Source organism: Nostoc sp. ChiQUE01b (assembly GCF_034531255.1).
Classification (GTDB): Bacteria; Cyanobacteriota; Cyanobacteriia; order Cyanobacteriales; family Nostocaceae; genus Nostoc.
The window spans coordinates 111,617-128,577 of the sequence record NZ_JAVRBM010000015.1; the positions used below are offsets into that span (position 1 = coordinate 111,617).

Below are 16,961 nucleotides of genomic sequence, written 5' to 3' on the forward strand. Positions count from 1 at the left end.
TCATTCTTCCTCCGTTGCCAAGGCGTTAACTGCTGCTGCTGCGATCGCACTTCCACCGCGCCGACCGTGTAATGTCAAAAATGGTACATTCCTGCTGTCTGCTGCCAATGCTGCTTTCGATTCTGCTGCACCGACAAACCCCACTGGAAAGCCCAAGATAATCGCAGGCTTGGGCGCTCCTGCATCGAGCATTTCTAACAGTCTGAACAGGGCGGTGGGCGCATTGCCAATTGCGATTACTGAGCTTTCTAGGTGCGATCGCCATAATTCAAGAGCTGCCGCCGACCTTGTAGTACCCATACTCTGGGCAAGTTCTGGTATTTCTGGCTCGTTGAGGGTACAGATAACTTGATTGTTTGCAGACAACCGCCGTTTGGTGACACCATCGGCAACCATTCGGCAATCGCACAGAATTGGCGCTCCTGCTGCCAGTGCTGCCCTTGCGGATTGTACTGCTGTTGGTGAATATCCCAAGTCAGTGACAATATCCGTCATTCCACAGGCATGAATGAGACGTACAGCAACTTTTGCTACATCTGGTGGTAGCACATCTAGGTTTGCTTCTGACCGGATGATTGCAAAAGAATTACGGTAAATTTCGTTGGCATCTCGGATATAGTCGGGCATTAAATTTAGGATTTTAAATTTTGGATTGACATATAAAAATCAACAGGCTCAGATTGCCGACTTCTCTAAAAAGGTGGCAATCTTGTTGTTCACAATTGATTGAGGGATTATATTAAATAATTGCTGTAATTGTGCCAGTGCAAATCGATTAGCAAATTTCCCAAAGGACTCATCAGAATTTAAGCGTTGAATTTTATATACATATAGCATCCGCTCTATTAATGCAGGTAGTTCGGCAAAAGTTACATATTGATATAGTTCGCGTCCGAATTTCTGTTTGCTGTCACCAACATAAACGTGATAGCCTTCCACAGTTCTATTTTCAGCCTTAATGCTGACACCAAGCAGAGTAATATCACTCTTGCTATGTTGGGCACAAGATTTTTCGCAGCCAGTGAAGTGAATATTAACTGGGTAATCGAGAGTAACGCGAGTTTCAAGATACTCTGCCAATGCCAAAGCATGACTTTTGGTATCCGTAGCAGAAGCGGCGCAACCCTTTTTTCCAGAACAGGCAACTAATCCACCCTTGATGTTGGTTGCAGAGGAATCTAATTCTAATAAAGCAATTTCACTTTGGACATCAGCAACCCATTGCTGAGGAATATCTGTAAGGAGCAAATTTTGCCAAGGAGTTAGCCTGAGAGTTCCACTACCGTATTTTGCTGCTAAATCTGCTAAACCCCGCATCTGTCTACTCTCCAATCGGCCAAGGGGCAAGACGACACCAATGTAAAATAAGCCTTGCTGACGTTGGGGATGGATGCCAATATGCTGATATTTCTCTCCCTTGCCTTGCTGGGGGAGTGGGTCTTTTCTTATTTCACTGTACAAAAGACGGAAAGGTAGATGTTGCTCAACTTCTTGGAGATAATTTTCACAACCCAAAGTATTCAATAATTCTCTCAAACGTGGCCCCCGCTTACTCGTAGTATGACGACTATAAGCTAGATAGACATCCGCCAAAGCTACTAAGACCGACAAACATTCCTCTGGTGGTAACAAAATTCCCGTATCACTCGGCGGTTGACCCTTCTCGCCGACACTCAGATAGAGACGAAAGTAAACATTATCGTTAACTAAGACAGCTGCAAAGGCGATATCATTCAACCGATCGCCCACCTGAATTATCCCACCACCATCAAAGCAAACGCTAAATTTGGCTGACAGTCCCGAAAGTGCCGGATGTGCAGCAATATAATCATCCCAACCTTGGACAAAAGGGCGAGTGTCGATTAATTCTAGCGGGTCGATACCAGCAGTTGGACTGGTCATAATATTGCGGATTTGGTCTACAACAGGATTGCGAGAACCTAATCCCATATCCTGTAGGTGTTTCAAAACCTCAGCATTTATCCCCGTGCTGATTTCACGAACTTGTAGGTTAGCTCGATTAGTCACATCTATATAGCCGCCACCGTGCTGTTCTGCTATATCTGCGATCGCACGGCATTGCTCACTACTAATTATTCCACCTGGTATTCTAACACGAGATAATATACCATCTGCGGCGGGAGTAGCATAAAACAAGCCAGGACAAGTGGCAAATCCAGAAACCAAACTTAAAACTCCTTCCCCGTGCAACGCAGGGAGTAGACGGTGAGTGTGTCTTGAGGACATCCTAAGAGTTGGCATTCTGACTTGGGTAATCCCATCACAGCTGCGGCACAGTCCCGGAATTTCACCGGAGTTTCCCAACTCTCAGGTAATTTAGACTTTGTTTAGGTTATAGATATCAACCAGACATCATCCAGATAATCATCTTACATTACTATAGCCAGAAATTTTAACTGAGTTTATCCACTACCGATCGAATTGAATTACTTACACAGGCTGTGGTTTGAGTAAATCTCTTTTGGTAACAAATTCACTGAATGTACTTGCAACCTGCTGCGGTAATGCGATCGCTGGAGTTTGTAATGGCAACCTGGGAAATAATAATTCTGCGACTCGATAAGCTTCTTCGAGATGGGGATACCCTGAGAAAACGAAAGTATCAATTCCTAAATCGGCATATTCCAGCATCCGCGTTGCAACTGTGTCTGGATCTCCAACTAAGGCAGTCCCAGCACCTCCACGTACTAAGCCAACACCTGCCCATAAGTTGGGGCTAATTTCTAAGTTTTTGCGATTACCATTGTGTAGTTGGCTCATGCGGCGTTGTCCTTCTGATTCTGACTCAGCAAACCGCCGATGTGCAGCAGCTATGGTTTCATCATCGACATACTGAATCAGTTCATTAGCTGCATCCCAAGCTTTTTGCGTAGTTTCGCGGACTATGACATGCATCCGAATCCCAAAGCGTACCGTTCTACCTTGTTCTGCTGCTAATCGGCGTACCTTTGCAATCTTTTGGGCAACTTGAGCTGGTGGTTCACCCCAAGTTAAATACACATCAATGTGTTTAGCAGCAACTTGGAGAGCAGCATCTGAAGAACCACCAAAATATAAGGTAGGGTAAGGCTTTTGTACGGGAGGAAATTGTAGTTTTGCGCCTTGAACTTGCAAGTGGCGACCACTATAGGTTACTTCTTCACCTTGCATGAGCGATCGCCAAATTGTCAAAAACTCATCCGTGAGTTCATAACGCTGATCGTGATCTAAGAAAATCCCATCTTTTGCAAGTTCTTTTGTGTCGCCACCAGTGACAACATTCAGAATAATTCGACCATTAGAAATCTGGTCAAAAGTCGCAGCCATTCTCACTGCCAAAGAAGGCGACATAATTGCCGGACGAAAGGCCACAAGAAACCGCAAGCGTTCTGTAACTGAAATTAACGAAGTAGCTACAATCCAGGTATCCTGTTTTTGTCCAGTACCAATCAACATCCCGCCATAGCCCAATTTATCAACAGCTTGGGCGATTTGCTGCATATAGGGATAAGTGGCTGGTCGCCTGCCGATTGTAGTACCTAAATAACGCTCATCTCCCTGTGTCGGCAAATACCAAAAAACTTCCATTTTACTATCTCCTGGCGCTATTTCTGGCTAATGGTTTCCGGTGTTATAGCTGCGTATTGTTCGCTAGTCAGCATCGCTTCTTTAATATTAATTGGCTTAGGTATCACTTTTTCTTTGGCAAACAAATCTGCAATTTTCTGTTGCTTTTCCATAATTTCAGGTGTAATTGGTCTTAACCCGTAAGTTCGCCTTTCAACCATTGTTGTTAAAATATCTTCATCAATTTTGAGATGAGGAATAATCAGTTTTACAACTTCTGATCGGTTTTTCTCACTCCATTGACCTGTGTTATCTACCTCCTCAAGAACTAATCGCACTAATTTCGGATTTTCTGTGGCAAATTTTCGCGCAGCCATGTAATATCCGCCCTGAGTAGAAATGCCACTAGCATCTCTCAAAACACGAGCATTTGCTTTTTTTTGGGCCACGGCTAAATAAGGGTCCCAAGTTACCCAGGCATCAATTTTTCCTTGAATAAAAGCATCACGAGCTTCTGAAGGTGGGAGACTAATGGCTTGAATATCACTATATTTTAAACCCGCCTCTTCCAAAGCTTTTATTAATAAGTAATGGGAAGCAGAACCCTTTTGAAAAACTACTTTTTTACCTTTGAGATCAGCTAAAGTCCGAATCGGTGAATTATTTTGGACGATAATTCCGCTTCCTTTACCAGTACTGGGTTTATTACTAGCAACATAAACTAAAGATGTACCAGCCGCTTGGGCAAATATCGGAGGAGTCTCGCCTACAGAGCCAATATCAACCCTACCTACATTCATCGCTTCCATCAGTTGTGGACCGGCGGCAAATTGCGCCCATTCCACGGAAACACCTAAAGGCTTTAGACGTTTTTCGATCAATCCTTTAAGTCTGACAATATCCCCAGAACTTTGATATCCCATTCGGACAACTTTGGTTTTTAAACCAGTGGTTTGATTTTCTGAATTTGGGGTTTGGACTGAGCAACTGATTAAGGTTGTTGAGATTGTTAATAATCCAGGTAAAAGGAATAGTGAAAAGCGTTGGAAAATTTGAACTCGTGGCTGTTTGAAGGTGGGAATCATGGACATGATACTTTGTTTTTTTATTTGCTTTTGACTTATTTGGCTAATATTTGCCTATGTTCAGTTGTAGAGGTGCATATCTGTGCGCCTCTAGTGTTGTAAGCTAATGCGCCTATATGCATTATTTTCCGTATAGACCGTCATTAGTCATTAGTCAAAAGTGTTTCTAAGGACAAAGGACAAATGACAAAGGACAACCCTCTCCTGAAGGAGACGCTGCGCGAACACTAGTTAATGTGCAATTTTCTTTGCGTAACAGCTTATTGCTTCTAACCTAAAGATTTAAACTTTTTGAAGCTGAAGGTTCTTTTGGAACAGTTTTTGAACATTTTTCCAAGCATCGGCGGCAGCTTCGGCATTGTAGCTGGCGCGATGATTGCAGAAAAAGCCATGTCCTGCACCGGAATAACGGAAGATAGCATGGGTAATTTGATTTTTCTTTAATTCAGCCTCAATCTGTTCTGTATGTTCTAAGGGGATTCCCTGATCATCAAGACCAAAGAAGGCGTAAATGGGGCCTTTAATCTCTGGAGTGCGGGTGATGGTTGGTTCTCCACCGCCGGGAGTTGAGTTGGGAATACCGCCACCATAGAAGGAAGCTGTAACTTTAATATCTGGTAAAGTGGCAGCTAGATAAACTACGTGACCACCAAAGCAGAAACCAATAGAGCCGATCGCATCTCCTTGCACATTTGGTAAGGTTTTTAAATAGGCGATCGCAGCTTTAATATCACTCAATATTTCCTCTGCTGTTGTCTGCTCCTTATATCCTCTTCCTTGCTGGACATCTTCAGGGGTATAGCCACCCTCAAACCCTGGGGCGGTGCGTTGAAATAAAGTCGGTGCGATCGCCACATACCCCTCTTTAGCAAATTTCTCAGCAACTTCTCGAATGTGAATATTAACCCCAAAAATTTCCTGAATCACGATAATAGCTGGGAAGGTTCCCTGTTTTGCTGGTTCAGCTAAGTAAGCATCAATCTGCAAATCTCCGTTAGGAACTTTAACTTGAGCAGTGCGAATTTCTGTGTTTGTCATCTTAGGGATTAGCCTTAATTGCTTTCAGGACGCGATGTTTTATGGTAATTTTTTTACATTCTACTTAAAATGTATCGATTTATCGTAGTTTGAGAGTAGTATTTCACAAACAATGTGCAAAGGCAAGTCCTTTGATTTAGAAATGTAGATGAATATAAGACCATATCAAGAATCTGATGCTGAATTAGTCAGTACTTTGTGGGATGAGGTGTTTCCTAATAACCCGTCGCACAGCAGCCCTAAATTGGTAATCAGTCAGAAGCTTGCTGTACAGCCTGAGTTGTTTTTTGTTACTGAGATTAACTCTGTAATTGTAGGCACTATCATGGCAGGATATGACGGGCATCGCGGTTGGCTATACACAGTTGCGGTCAGTCCTCAGTATCAACGGCAGGGTATTGGTAGCAAGCTAGTGCAGCACGCAGAGAAGGAATTGATAGCGATGGGATGCCTCAAAATCAATCTCCAAGTTCGAGTCTCCAACGCAGAAGTAGTTGAATTTTATAGAAAACTTGGCTATCTCGTAGAAGAACGTATCAGTATGGGAAAGCTTGTCGTATAGATGTTTGGTGAGTTGGAACAGAAAAACTTTAGAAATACGCCAGTATTACGGCAAAAAGTGATTGTAGCGTTAGCAAATTTAACTCAAATTAGGAGAAAAATTTATGAAGCTTAATGCAGTTCATCATATTCAAGTAACCTATCCTTTTGAAGTGGAGGAAGCAATACTATCTTTCTACAGCAAAGTTTTGGGACTGACTGAAATTGCCAAACCTGATGTCATTAAAAATGATTCAGGAGCATGGTACAAGTTGGGAGACATTGAACTGCACGTTAGTAGAGAGAAAAACGCCAATAACCAAGCATCTAGACGGCATTTTTGTTTCCAAGTCGATAACTTGAACGCCTTTGAAGTATACCTAAAAGAGCATGGGATAGAAATTATTCCCGATCAACGACCAATTCCAGGATGCGTGCGGTTTTTCCTGCGAGATCCTGGCGGGAATCGTATAGAGATTGCACAGTTCGTCTTATGATTACTGTATCTGTGCAAAAATCCCAAAAGCCTCTTTCCCCCAGCTAAGTACAGCCCACCATAAAAGAGGTACGGAATTCGCTTTTTGAATCAAACGTGTCCAGTGGCATCACAATTTTTATTTCCGACCCCTTTTTGCGGTGACGTGTACTAAGTGCTCCCTACTCCCCTGCCCTCTAAATGATAAGTCTTTAACAGGACATGATATGAATAGCAGTTTAGCTGGGGCTATCAATATTTTGTTAAAATCCTTAATAATTGTGGGCGAGAATGTCGGTAAATTGGAAATCTTAACAATTTTCTCCTGATGTTTCACACGCACCAATACTCACCCAGGTGCTAGAACCATCTTCCCAATGTTCTTTCTTCCATATAGGGGCATTGTGTTTGAGCGTATCAATAGCATATTGGCAAGCTTCAAACGCCTCACTCCGATGAGGAGAACCCACAGCTACTAAAACGCTGATTTCCCCAACTTGCAAACGTCCAACGCGATGATAAATCACGACTCGATTCACATCAGACATAGATAAGCGAATATCAGCAGCAATTTGATAAAATATCCGCAATGCCATCGGTTCATAAGCTTGATACTCTAGAGCGATCACAGGTTTACCATCGGTTTGATTGCGAACCATACCACTCATCACAACCACAGCACCATTGGCTGGATCGTCAGATTTGGCGTAGATTTCTCCTAGAGATAACGGCGCAAAGGTAATGGCAAAACTATCTTCGGCTCTTGGTTTAACAGCAGAGGTAAGTGTGGTTGTCATAACTGCGTTGATATTATATGGGCTTTTTCTATTGTCTCTGAAGAAAGCGTTACTAGTTTATGTTTAGTGTTGCCGATTATTGCTGTAAGTGGACTGGCAACAAGTGAACAACTACCGATCGATAAAACGGCTGAGTATACAGCCTTTTTACCTAAACCTTATACAACGCAAGAATTATTGAAAACCCTACATACAGTTATTAGTCATTAATCTGGATTATCTAGACGATCGCAGTCATATCTACCTTTAATTTCTTGATTGAAAAAGCTGCCAATTGAGTCAGAGGAATGTAAATCTTCCCAAGTATCCTCGTCTACGCCTAAGTACTGATAAACTGCTCCACTTTGAAACTCAACTTGCAAAATCTGTTCGCCCTGATCGTAGCCTACAGCCATAGCCATTGATGAGACAACTGGTAGCATGACAATTGGTTCTTCTTCAAAGGGTAATGCAGTCGTTTCAGCGATCGCTTCGTTTAGTTCTTGCAATCCTTCGTAAGCTTGTATCGGTGCCGGAATTTCCAAAAACTCTAGTTCGTTGCCTCGGTCGAGCAACAACTGCAAATATCCATCAGAGTGAGCGATCGCTACTAAACTGCTCAAGTCTACCTTAGATAGCTTCATTTATTTTGTACTCTCCTATTGGCGTAGTTGGGAGTGGTAAAGTTTTATGCAACATTAAGTATTTTTATAGTACATTTATACTATAAAAGCGCTTTACCGTCAAGTTTTTTCTCCCAAGCGAGAATTTTAGGTGCGTAGAGACGCTTTAGCAAAGCAGCACGCAGCGTTTTTCTCTGATTGCAAAATTGTATAAATGTGCAACTCGCCTCAGTTAAATACTTAAAAATTTAAACTAATCTTTGTTGTGTCTAGACTTAACTGAGTTTCCATTGCTGTTTGTATCACTCGATTAGCTCACCCTTTTGGGTGAGTCATAAATCAACCGATCAGATGACCTGATTGAAGGAAGTTGAGATTAATAATAAAGAGGACTCTATTACTAAAGAACACCGATTACATTTTACCTAAATATAACTTATGAAACTTGCAACCTTGATAAATTCTGTACTGATTTTTGCTTCTATTACTCTTGTACCAGGAATCGCTGGCGCTCAAACAGCTACTACCAACAATAGTGAAAAAATAGCTGTTAACTCTAACAATTTATCCACTAACTCGACTTCTGCGAATTACCTCCAGCCTTCAAATCTAGTTACTTTTGCTTATCAAGGAGGTCTGCAACAACATGGTATTCCTAGTGGAGAAGCGCTAATATTTAAAACTAAGAATAGAAATATTATTGCCAAAGATTTGGTTAAAGCTGCTGTGAATGCAGATAAATTACCATCACAAGTTTTAAACGATCAAAATTATCTAAGTGCTGTGAATTTAGAACTTAACGTATTACCAGATTATGCTGCTGCTGATTAATTTGGTTTTTCTGATATCTTTTGAGAAAGTTAAGTTTTTCAGCATAGTATATTCGTGTGCTTGTTACCAAAGATAAATAAAAGCCTTTTATACATAGCGATCGCTGTGTATGAAAAGTATATAAGAAAGTTTGATATTGAAGAATAATTCCTCAATTTTGACATAAGTTGGAATTACCCTGTGCTAAGGCCACAGAAAATTGTATAATCGACAGCTTACCGATCAAAAATTTCCTTTTCTATAGAGAATGACAGAAGTAATCAGATCCGGGGGCCTAAATAATATTGAGTCCATTGAGTTTGAAGAGCGGTGCTTAGAAAAAGCCAGAGAAACAGGCGATCGCAATGGGGAAGTCATTTCATTGGCAAGTTTGGGCAATGCTTACCAGTCACTAGGCGAGTACCACCTAGCAATTGAGTTTTATCAACAGTGGTTAGATATAGCTAGAGAAATAGGCGATCGCTTAGAAGAAGCCAAATCTTTATCTGGGTTGGGTAACGCTTACCAATCACTGGGCAAATACCAGCGAGCGATTGAATTTTATCACCAGTGGTTGAGTATTACCAGGAAAATAGGTGATCGTACTGGGGAAGGCATTTGCTTGGCAAGTTTGGGCAATACTTACGAATACCTGGGTAAGTATGAGCAAGCGATAGAGTTTTACCAGCAGTGGTTAAGTATAACTAAGAAAACAGGCGATTGGACTGGAGAATGCATAAGCCTGGGAAGTTTGGGCAATACTTATGAATCATTGGGATCTTACCAACTAGCAATTGAGTTTTACCAACAATGGTTAGGGCTGGCAAAATTCATCAGCGATCGCAATGGTCAAAGCATGGCCTTGAGTGGATTGGGCGGTGCTTACAAGGCTTTAGGACAGTACCAAAGGGCGTTGGAGTTTTATCAGCATTCATTAGAGATCGGCAGGGATCTTAATGACCCAAATAGGGAAGCAAACGCCTGGTTTAATTTGGGTTTAGTGTTAGAAAAAATCAATCGAGAATCAGAAGCGATGGATGCCTTTTGCAATGCTCGTGAAATTTATCATGCAATTGGACTTGATGCCAGCCTGCAAGATTGTAACCATGCCATTGAGCTTCTTTCTCAAAATGTTAGCGCAGCATCTGCCTTCTGGTTGAGGAGATGGTTAAGTCATTTGCCGCAGTCGATCAAAACTGGTTCTAAATAAAGAGTGCTGAGTTCCGAGTTAAAAGACCCTTTTAAGCTGTTACGCATTTAATTTGTATATTTAATCGTGTTCGCGCAGCGTCTCCTTCAGGAGAAGGCTGTCATTGGTCATTCGTTATTAGTCATTTGTATTTCAAAGGACAGATGACTAATGACAAAGGACGGTCTAACTTCAAAAATGTACAATCTAGACGCGCATCAGCTTAATTTACTCAGGACTCACCACGATACTTATTGAATACTACAACTGAGTTTTTGCGATCAAAGGAAAATACAGAAAACGGGTCTTTTCGATTCCCCATCTCCATCCCAGGAGTGCCTACAGGCATTTGAGGAACAGATAAACCAACAACATTTGGCTTTTCTTGAAGCAGACGATTGATGTCGTCTGCTGGGACGTGCCCTTCGATGACATATCCATTAACAATTGCTGTGTGGCAAGATGACAAGTTATCCGGCACATTATACTTTTGTTTAACTGTTTCGATGTCAGGCACAGAAAAGTCTGTGATTTTAAAACCCTGTGCCTTTAAGTGCTCAATCCACCCGCCACAACAGTTACAATCGGGACTGCGATACACAGTGGCATTTAGTACTGTTGATTTTGATGGTGTCTGTTGCTCCTGAATGTGCCTAGTGGTACTTAACAGTTGAGCTTTACCTGTAATATAAGTGGGGAAAGCAGCTTGAGCATAACTCATAGGAGCAGTGCTTCCCAAGATGCTCAATACCCCTAATGTTAAAACCACTATTTGCACAGTAGCAGGCATCAAGATCGGAAGTAACCATTTTTGCCAGCAATAAATCAATTGTTTGTGCAACATCTGATACTTCCTAAATACAACATTGCTTCCAAAACACTCTGCGCTTACTTTGCATCCCTCAGCGTTTAAAAACACTGCGATTTTACATACAATACAGATATCAGTAAAACTAAATATGCGTTATCTAGAATCTTTGTAGAGACGTAGCAGTGCTATGTCTCTACATTCATTTTCACTCATATCTCTAAAAATGTACTTTTTTCGTGAAAACAAATGGAGCGATGTCTACGACGGGCTACGCCTACGCTTTTCTTGAAGCGATCGTCCCATGATTCATATTTTGATTCAGGAATGCCTGCCATTTAGATTTGTTTGCCGGTCTCTTTCCCTACAAGTTTGCTGTTTTGTGAATAGTCTGTATAGCCTTGAATATTTTCTGGTTCAAATGGACGCAATAGGCGGGTAGCTTCGCGTGTTAAATCCTCATTTCCGGTAACTACAATTAGGTATTTGCCAGCATTCAAACGGTTACGATAGGCTAAAGCATCGCCACTGCCAACTGTTAAACCGACTCCTCGACCGATTAAACCAGCGCCCAAGGCACCGGCCATAGCTCCTAAGATCCCAGCCAGAAATTCATTGCCAAATCGAGTAACCTGGGAAAATATTTCAATTTCTGTGAGATAGTTGAAGGCATAACCTGCAACAAATCCAAAGGGTACAAGCCACCATAACAGCCGAGTTGATTGTTTGCTAGCTTGCTTATTGGGATCAATTAGTCCAAATTCATCAGCACTTTGATAACCATTGCCCAAAATATTCACTTGTGAAGTTGGCAACCCTGCTTTTTCTAGAGCAGAGTAGGCGGCTTCTGCTTGTATTCGAGCTGGTAAAACTGCAACAAGATAATTCATAAGACCTCGCGGAACTCTTTTCCAATCTAAAATCCAAAATCTTAAATGATATGACCTATTCTGGCTTTTTGTGCTGCATTTTTTTGGTTGAAAGCCACGGGCGATCGCTAAATTTTGCCGCAGTACTTCCAGAGCATCAATACCACTGACAACTGTCGCAATTTAGTCTAAAAATTACACGTCTTAAAATAATTCGTAATTGAATTGTTAACTACAAATTACGAATTACGAATTACTTAAAGGCGTGATCCAGTCAAAAAACTAATTGTTTGTGGCTTGAAACTCGATACACTATCCCAATAATCAACTTGGTTAATATTCACCTTTAGCAAAGCAATATCGGGTTCGTCTAGTCCTTTAGGAAACCAAGTTTGAAGCTCCGGCTTCCATAGCTCTCGCATCTGGTTGCGGTCTTTCACAAGTTGTGCTGTACCTGAGATAGAAACGTATCGCTGCTGTTCGGGTGACGAGAAACTAATATTGACTTGCTCATGGTGTTCAATTTCAGTCACCTTATGGGAACCAGTGTATGTAAAGAACCAGAGTATGCTATCAGAGTTAATCTCACCACTCTTTGACATGGGGTAACTATGCAAACTGCCATCATCATCGACTGTGGTAAACATACCATAATCAATATCTTTGATTAGTTCACGCAGTTTTTGAATCTGTTGATCGTGGTCTGTAGAAGTTGCCATTGTTCGTAATTTTTTCTCTATTTGTTGTCTGGGCTGTAATTTTTGATTACAACTAAATTTAATACTGATAAAGTTATTTTTTAGTATTAACGTTTTTTGTTGAAATTGCGTGAGCCTAAAGGTGTAGTTATAATAAAAATAGTTCTTTTAGTTATATCTATAGATATATTTTTATTATATAGATTTATGAATGAAAATATAAAATTAAACAAATTCTGCAACTGTAAAATTTTATATGGCGCAGCAACAGCGATCGCTCTCATATCGCTAAATTAACCAAGTAAATCAAAATCAAGCCTAGCTTGCTGTGGTCAGCAATAGTATTTATTTTTACTTTTCAGTATGCTTTATAATGATGTAAAATTTGTACCTTCTGAATGAGCCTCTTCAACCCATAGCAGGAGTACTACTTTCCATTCAGCGTCTACTATAAACAACTAGGAAATAAAATTGCAGTATATTTGCTGCCTTTAAAATTATGGACTGGAAGTACAGGTGGAAAAATGGTTATCGACCAAGCCGAGACGAAGCAGCAAAAAATTCTCATTTGTTAGATGAGAGTCAGTTCGAGAACGAACAAGACCGAAAGCTTGCTGAAGAAACTACAAGGAAGCTTTTGGGCGTACCTGCATCAACTTTAGACGAAGACAAATCCATACTACCTCATGCAGCTTCACCTAATGGCAAGGTTTAATACTAAAACATAGGCACATAGGCATTTTTTGCCTATGTTTACTCGATACGATTTTATACCATTATCAAGTTTGACAAAATGCAGATTTCGCAACTTTTCAATCGATTAAATAATAAGAAATTTACTAAGTTACTCACTCAGACAATAGCTTTAGGTGTAAGCGCTATTGTTTTATTCTCAACTACTAATGCTAATGCTGCCGAGCAAGTTGTTTTAAAATATGGTACTTTTCAGGGGCAAATATCTGTTGAAGAATTAACTCAGTTTACAGAAACTGGCAAAACTACCCCAACATTAAAAGCTTATTTACAGGCGGCGCAACAAGACCCAGCAGTAGCTCGTAAGGCACTGAAAGCTCCAATAAAAGCTGATGCTGCCTTTTTAAATAGCTTACTGTCTAGTTGGGCAGGGCCAATTTTAGTTAATCAAATTGGTGAGGTAGTTCACCCTCCCGCAGGACAACTAGACCAGCAGGCACTGCGAAGCGCTTTAAGTGCGTCTATTGAACAAAATGGTGAAGTTACACTACTTGGAGCCATTCAGAATTATCCAAATACTTCTGTTGAACTTGAAGGAGATCGTCTTATATCTGTTTATGAACGCCTAAGCAATCTTGCAGAACTCTTATAAGGGTCAGCCCCTTTGGGGAAGTCAAAAGTCAAAAGTCAAAAGTCACTTAGAGAGAATCTAGTTGTTATCAGATGATTGATTTAGTATCTCAATAGTCGTAAATTTTAGTCACGATCGCAATGAAGTTAATACTGACGAGTCTATCTTAGGGTTCATACCCTGTGAATTAAAAATTCCCTAACCTAAATGTAGAGTTTAGTCTAAGAATAGGAAAAGGATTTTTATGACAAACGATGTTTCTAGAGAAACTAACAAGAATGTGAATGGGTCATTGATAACAGGTGTTCTCTTGAGTATTTTAGGGGTTATTGCGATCGCAGCGCCTAATCTCTCGACCATATTCGCCGAAACTTGGATTGCAGTGATTTTAATTTTCGCCGGATTTACAAAAATAGTTTATGCCACTCAAACCCGCGAACGAGGAGGTTTTATTTGGAAACTTCTCTTGAGCGGGCTTTATATTGCAACCGGCATCATGCTGTTTGTTTATCCTTTTACAGGTGTGCTCACACTGACTCTGTTACTTGGTACATTTTTGTTGACTGAAGGCACATTCGAGTTAATTCTGGCATTCCGGTTACGTCCGCAACAGAACTGGACGTGGGTACTAGGTGATGGGATTATTACGCTGGTCTTAGGCGCAATGATTTGGTTCCAATGGCCCTTCAATGCACCCTGGCTTCTGGGTACACTAGTTGGTGTCAGCATTATTTTTACTGGTATTTCACGCGTAATGCTGGCGTTGAATGCGCGTTCTACCTCGAATCCTCCTGACCAAACTGCAAACGCTACTTAGTAGATAGGGAATGGGGAATGGGGAATAGGGAATAGGGGATAAGAAAGAGCAATTATCAATGCCCAATGCCCCATTCCCAAACTTGAGTAGTCAAAGTTTGCAAGACATTGCAGCAGCGATGCCTACGCCAACAAAATTGCTAAATTAACTAAGGAAATCAAAATCAAGGCCAGCTAGCTGCAATTAACAATGGTATCTATTGCTACTCCATTCTCAGATATTCAAAACCATTGGGCACGCTCATTTATTACAGCCTTAGCCCAACGTGGTATTGTCAATGGGTTGCCTAATGGCACTTATCGCCCCGATAATTCACTTACCCGTGCTGAATTTGCCGCTATTATTACTAACGCATTTGGGACAGTTTCCAAGAAGCGGCAGTATGTTCCCTTTGTTGATGTACCCACAAATTTTTGGGCAGCAGCCGCCATCAAAACAGCCTACGAAAAAGCATTTATTAGCGGGTTTCCTGATAAAACTTTCCGTTCTACTAACCGAATTACTAGAGTAGAAGTCTTAGTTTCCTTGGTAGGAGGCTTAGAAATTGCCACCAAAGTTAAACCTGACCTTCTCTCAAAACTCTCACAAATTTATCAGGATTCTGTTCAGATTCCTGAGTATGGTAGAAATCACGTAGCTATTGCTACCAGCGCTGGCTTGGTAGTTAGTTTCCCAAATATTAAATTACTCAATCCTAATCTCGCAGCTACCCGTGCAGATGTAGCAGTGATTATTTATCAAGCTTTGGTGTATTTAGGTCAGGCAGAAAAAATTGCCTCTAGTTACCTAGTACAGCCGCCAATATTAACGCCTACGCCGATACCAACACCAACACCAATACCAACACCAACACCAATACCAACACCAACACCAATACCAATACCAATACCAACACCAATACCAACACCAACGCCGACACCCACACCTGTCGGTAGCGTTAGGGTAAATCATAATCGGGAGTTCCGGGGAGCATGGGTAGTATCTGTGTGGAATGGTGATTGGCCTTCCAAACCGGGACTTTCTGTTGCTCAACAAAAAGCAGAACTTACCGAGATTATTACTAAATTACAAGCGCTAAACTTCAATGCTCTGATTTTCCAAGTGCGACCAGAGGGAGACGCTTTGTATGAATCTAAATTAGAGCCTTGGAGTGCTTGGATTACAGGAACTCAAGGGAAAGAACCAGAACCATTTTACGATCCTTTAGCGTTTGCGATCGCAGAATGTCATAAGCATAATCTTGAACTTCATGCTTGGTTTAACCCTTACCGCGCTAGCACTTCCACCGACCCAACTAAAACAGTCCGTCCCCACATCGCAGCTACCAATCCAGAAAGCGTTTATTTGTGGAAAACACAACGCTGGATGGACCCAGGACTAAAAATAATTCAGGATAGGGCGTATAACGTAATTCTCGATGTAGTGAAGCGCTACGACGTTGATGGCATTCACTTAGATGATTATTTCTATCCATATCCCATTGAGGGACAACCTTTCCCCGATGAGAAAACCTACGCCGCATATAAAGCAGCTGGTGGTACACTCAGCCTTGGCGACTGGCGACGGGACAATGTTAACAAAATGGTACAGCGCCTTTGGCAGGGGATTAAAACAACCAAACCTGACGTTAAATTTGGTATCAGTCCTTTTGGGATTTATCGCCCCGGACAACCCGCTGGTATTACTGGATTGGATGCTTACAACGTGCTGTATGCTGACTCAAAGAAATGGTTAGAAGAAGGCTGGATTGATTATATCGCTCCTCAACTTTACTGGCGTACAGACCAACCACAACAAAGTTATCCAGCATTGCTAAAGTGGTGGACACAGGTAAACACAAAGCAAAGACACGTTTACGCTGGTAACAATCTGACAGAACCAAGCAACAAGAGTCGGGAGAGTGATGAGATTGAAAAACAGGTGAAAATTAGTCGTAGCCAAGCTGGACAGTTATCACTGGGGAATATCTTCTTTAATCTCAGTGTTTTGACAGAAAATAGTCAAGGCATTGCTGAGAAATTTCAAAGTCTGCTGTATAACAAACCTGCGCTACCACCAACTTTGCCTTGGCAAGATACAACACCACCATCTCCACCCATTGGACTACAAGTCAATAACCGCAAACTGAGTTGGCAGCCTGGAGATAATCAGCCAGTTCGTTCCTGGACACTTTATCGGCTGAGTGGCGATACTTGGACAATTGGGCGAATTTTGTCTGCTGGCACAACCTTCGCTACCGTCCAACAAGCGGGAACTTATGCCGTTTGTGCAGTGGATAGATTAGCCAATGAGAGCGTGGGAACAGTTATTACAGTTAGTTGAACAAAAGTGCTGCCCAGATT

At 41.5% G+C, this 16,961-nt stretch carries 18 protein-coding genes, 1 pseudogene and 1 riboswitch; of the genes and pseudogenes, 9 read left to right on the plus strand and 10 right to left on the minus strand.

The window, feature by feature from the left end; all coding sequences use genetic code 11:
• From RMY63_RS12855 to RMY63_RS12875, 5 genes are all read right to left on the minus strand, one after another.
• Entirely contained in the window at positions 1 to 627 is a 627-nt protein-coding gene (locus RMY63_RS12855; RefSeq protein ID WP_322729067.1) for a precorrin-8X methylmutase, read from the minus strand.
• A gap of 48 nt (positions 628 to 675) precedes the next feature.
• Positions 676 to 2,247: a precorrin-3B synthase gene (gene cobG / locus RMY63_RS12860; RefSeq protein WP_322729068.1), complete on the minus strand. Its 1,572-nt coding sequence runs from the start codon at positions 2,245 to 2,247 to the stop codon at positions 676 to 678.
• Positions 2,236 to 2,362, minus strand: a riboswitch (cobalamin riboswitch). (Overlaps the previous gene by 12 nt.)
• Before the next feature lie 89 nt (positions 2,363 to 2,451).
• Complete coding sequence (gene ssuD, locus RMY63_RS12865; protein ID WP_322729069.1) at positions 2,452 to 3,588, minus strand: FMNH2-dependent alkanesulfonate monooxygenase; 1,137 nt, start codon at positions 3,586 to 3,588, stop codon at positions 2,452 to 2,454.
• A 17-nt stretch (positions 3,589 to 3,605) separates the two neighbouring features.
• On the minus strand, positions 3,606 to 4,652 hold the full coding sequence (locus RMY63_RS12870) for a sulfonate ABC transporter substrate-binding protein (RefSeq protein ID WP_322729096.1): 1,047 nt from the start codon (positions 4,650 to 4,652) through the stop codon (positions 3,606 to 3,608).
• A gap of 282 nt (positions 4,653 to 4,934) precedes the next feature.
• A complete protein-coding gene (locus RMY63_RS12875; RefSeq protein ID WP_322729070.1) occupies positions 4,935 to 5,690 on the minus strand; it encodes a dienelactone hydrolase family protein in 756 nt (251 codons plus the stop codon).
• Positions 5,691 to 5,838: 148 nt separating this feature from the next.
• Between RMY63_RS12875 and RMY63_RS12880 the strand changes: the two genes are divergently transcribed.
• Together RMY63_RS12880 and RMY63_RS12885 are read left to right on the plus strand one after the other, a co-directional pair.
• The gene (locus tag RMY63_RS12880; RefSeq protein ID WP_322729071.1) at positions 5,839 to 6,252 is read left to right on the plus strand and encodes a GNAT family acetyltransferase; all 414 of its coding nucleotides are present in this window, start codon (positions 5,839 to 5,841) and stop codon (positions 6,250 to 6,252) included.
• A 103-nt stretch (positions 6,253 to 6,355) separates the two neighbouring features.
• Positions 6,356 to 6,727 carry a VOC family protein gene (locus tag RMY63_RS12885; RefSeq protein ID WP_322729072.1) on the plus strand — a complete coding sequence of 124 codons (372 nt, stop codon included), beginning with the start codon at positions 6,356 to 6,358 and terminating at the stop codon, positions 6,725 to 6,727.
• A 289-nt stretch (positions 6,728 to 7,016) separates the two neighbouring features.
• Here the strand turns inward: RMY63_RS12885 and RMY63_RS12890 are convergent, their stop codons facing one another.
• On the minus strand, positions 7,017 to 7,502 hold the full coding sequence (locus RMY63_RS12890; protein WP_322729073.1) for a molybdenum cofactor biosynthesis protein MoaE: 486 nt from the start codon (positions 7,500 to 7,502) through the stop codon (positions 7,017 to 7,019).
• Between the two features lie 66 nt (positions 7,503 to 7,568).
• On the opposite strand from RMY63_RS12890, the pseudogene RMY63_RS12895 reads away from it, so the two are divergent.
• Positions 7,569 to 7,712 (plus strand): annotated as a pseudogene (locus RMY63_RS12895) (hypothetical protein); the annotation flags it as partial.
• Here RMY63_RS12895 and RMY63_RS12900 read toward each other — a convergent pair.
• Entirely contained in the window at positions 7,709 to 8,125 is a 417-nt protein-coding gene (locus RMY63_RS12900; RefSeq protein WP_322729075.1) for a KTSC domain-containing protein, read from the minus strand. The pseudogene RMY63_RS12895 and the gene RMY63_RS12900 sit on opposite strands and share 4 nt — an antisense overlap.
• A 417-nt stretch (positions 8,126 to 8,542) precedes the next feature.
• On the opposite strand from RMY63_RS12900, the gene RMY63_RS12905 reads away from it, so the two are divergent.
• A complete protein-coding gene (locus tag RMY63_RS12905; protein ID WP_322729076.1) occupies positions 8,543 to 8,935 on the plus strand; it encodes a hypothetical protein in 393 nt (130 codons plus the stop codon).
• A 247-nt stretch (positions 8,936 to 9,182) separates the two neighbouring features.
• Positions 9,183 to 10,124 carry a tetratricopeptide repeat protein gene (locus RMY63_RS12910; protein ID WP_322729077.1) on the plus strand — a complete coding sequence of 314 codons (942 nt, stop codon included), beginning with the start codon at positions 9,183 to 9,185 and terminating at the stop codon, positions 10,122 to 10,124.
• A 211-nt stretch (positions 10,125 to 10,335) separates the two neighbouring features.
• On the opposite strand, the gene RMY63_RS12915 is transcribed toward RMY63_RS12910, so the two are convergent.
• The 3 genes from RMY63_RS12915 to RMY63_RS12925 form a co-directional block, all read right to left on the minus strand.
• Positions 10,336 to 10,947 (minus strand): DUF411 domain-containing protein, encoded by a 612-nt coding sequence (locus RMY63_RS12915; protein WP_322729078.1) that lies wholly within the window; start codon positions 10,945 to 10,947, stop codon positions 10,336 to 10,338.
• A gap of 302 nt (positions 10,948 to 11,249) precedes the next feature.
• Complete coding sequence (locus RMY63_RS12920) at positions 11,250 to 11,801, minus strand: hypothetical protein (RefSeq protein WP_322729079.1); 552 nt, start codon at positions 11,799 to 11,801, stop codon at positions 11,250 to 11,252.
• Positions 11,802 to 12,037: 236 nt separating this feature from the next.
• Positions 12,038 to 12,499, minus strand: a complete 462-nt coding sequence (locus tag RMY63_RS12925; RefSeq protein WP_322729080.1) for a pyridoxamine 5'-phosphate oxidase family protein — start codon at positions 12,497 to 12,499, stop codon at positions 12,038 to 12,040.
• A 478-nt stretch (positions 12,500 to 12,977) separates the two neighbouring features.
• Here RMY63_RS12925 and RMY63_RS12930 point away from each other — a divergent pair, with 478 nt between their 5' ends.
• The 4 genes from RMY63_RS12930 (at position 12,978) to RMY63_RS12945 (ending at position 16,941) form a co-directional block, all read left to right on the plus strand.
• On the plus strand, positions 12,978 to 13,193 hold the full coding sequence (locus tag RMY63_RS12930) for a bromodomain-containing protein (protein WP_322729081.1): 216 nt from the start codon (positions 12,978 to 12,980) through the stop codon (positions 13,191 to 13,193).
• A 78-nt stretch (positions 13,194 to 13,271) separates the two neighbouring features.
• On the plus strand, positions 13,272 to 13,823 hold the full coding sequence (locus tag RMY63_RS12935; protein WP_322729082.1) for an alpha/beta hydrolase: 552 nt from the start codon (positions 13,272 to 13,274) through the stop codon (positions 13,821 to 13,823).
• A 223-nt stretch (positions 13,824 to 14,046) separates the two neighbouring features.
• Positions 14,047 to 14,619: an HdeD family acid-resistance protein gene (locus RMY63_RS12940; protein ID WP_322729083.1), complete on the plus strand. Its 573-nt coding sequence runs from the start codon at positions 14,047 to 14,049 to the stop codon at positions 14,617 to 14,619.
• Positions 14,620 to 14,808: 189 nt separating this feature from the next.
• Positions 14,809 to 16,941 (plus strand): glycoside hydrolase family 10 protein, encoded by a 2,133-nt coding sequence (locus RMY63_RS12945; RefSeq protein ID WP_322729084.1) that lies wholly within the window; start codon positions 14,809 to 14,811, stop codon positions 16,939 to 16,941.
• Positions 16,942 to 16,961 lie beyond the last annotated feature (20 nt).

Coding starts and splice junctions, on each gene's coding strand:
- RMY63_RS12875 (WP_322729070.1), bottom strand. CDS start 5,690: ATGACAAACACAGAAATTCGCACTGCTCAAGTTAAAGTTCCTAACGGA.
- RMY63_RS12910 (WP_322729077.1), top strand. CDS start 9,183: ATGACAGAAGTAATCAGATCCGGGGGCCTAAATAATATTGAGTCCATT.
- RMY63_RS12885 (WP_322729072.1), top strand. CDS start 6,356: ATGAAGCTTAATGCAGTTCATCATATTCAAGTAACCTATCCTTTTGAA.
- RMY63_RS12940 (WP_322729083.1), top strand. CDS start 14,047: ATGACAAACGATGTTTCTAGAGAAACTAACAAGAATGTGAATGGGTCA.
- RMY63_RS12915 (WP_322729078.1), bottom strand. CDS start 10,947: ATGTTGCACAAACAATTGATTTATTGCTGGCAAAAATGGTTACTTCCG.
- RMY63_RS12880 (WP_322729071.1), top strand. CDS start 5,839: ATGAATATAAGACCATATCAAGAATCTGATGCTGAATTAGTCAGTACT.
- ssuD (WP_322729069.1), bottom strand. CDS start 3,588: ATGGAAGTTTTTTGGTATTTGCCGACACAGGGAGATGAGCGTTATTTA.
- RMY63_RS12900 (WP_322729075.1), bottom strand. CDS start 8,125: ATGAAGCTATCTAAGGTAGACTTGAGCAGTTTAGTAGCGATCGCTCAC.
- RMY63_RS12920 (WP_322729079.1), bottom strand. CDS start 11,801: ATGAATTATCTTGTTGCAGTTTTACCAGCTCGAATACAAGCAGAAGCC.
- RMY63_RS12890 (WP_322729073.1), bottom strand. CDS start 7,502: ATGACAACCACACTTACCTCTGCTGTTAAACCAAGAGCCGAAGATAGT.
- RMY63_RS12905 (WP_322729076.1), top strand. CDS start 8,543: ATGAAACTTGCAACCTTGATAAATTCTGTACTGATTTTTGCTTCTATT.
- cobG (WP_322729068.1), bottom strand. CDS start 2,247: ATGTCCTCAAGACACACTCACCGTCTACTCCCTGCGTTGCACGGGGAA.
- RMY63_RS12945 (WP_322729084.1), top strand. CDS start 14,809: ATGGTATCTATTGCTACTCCATTCTCAGATATTCAAAACCATTGGGCA.
- RMY63_RS12935 (WP_322729082.1), top strand. CDS start 13,272: ATGCAGATTTCGCAACTTTTCAATCGATTAAATAATAAGAAATTTACT.
- RMY63_RS12870 (WP_322729096.1), bottom strand. CDS start 4,652: ATGATTCCCACCTTCAAACAGCCACGAGTTCAAATTTTCCAACGCTTT.
- RMY63_RS12930 (WP_322729081.1), top strand. CDS start 12,978: ATGGACTGGAAGTACAGGTGGAAAAATGGTTATCGACCAAGCCGAGAC.
- RMY63_RS12925 (WP_322729080.1), bottom strand. CDS start 12,499: ATGGCAACTTCTACAGACCACGATCAACAGATTCAAAAACTGCGTGAA.
- RMY63_RS12855 (WP_322729067.1), bottom strand. CDS start 627: ATGCCCGACTATATCCGAGATGCCAACGAAATTTACCGTAATTCTTTT.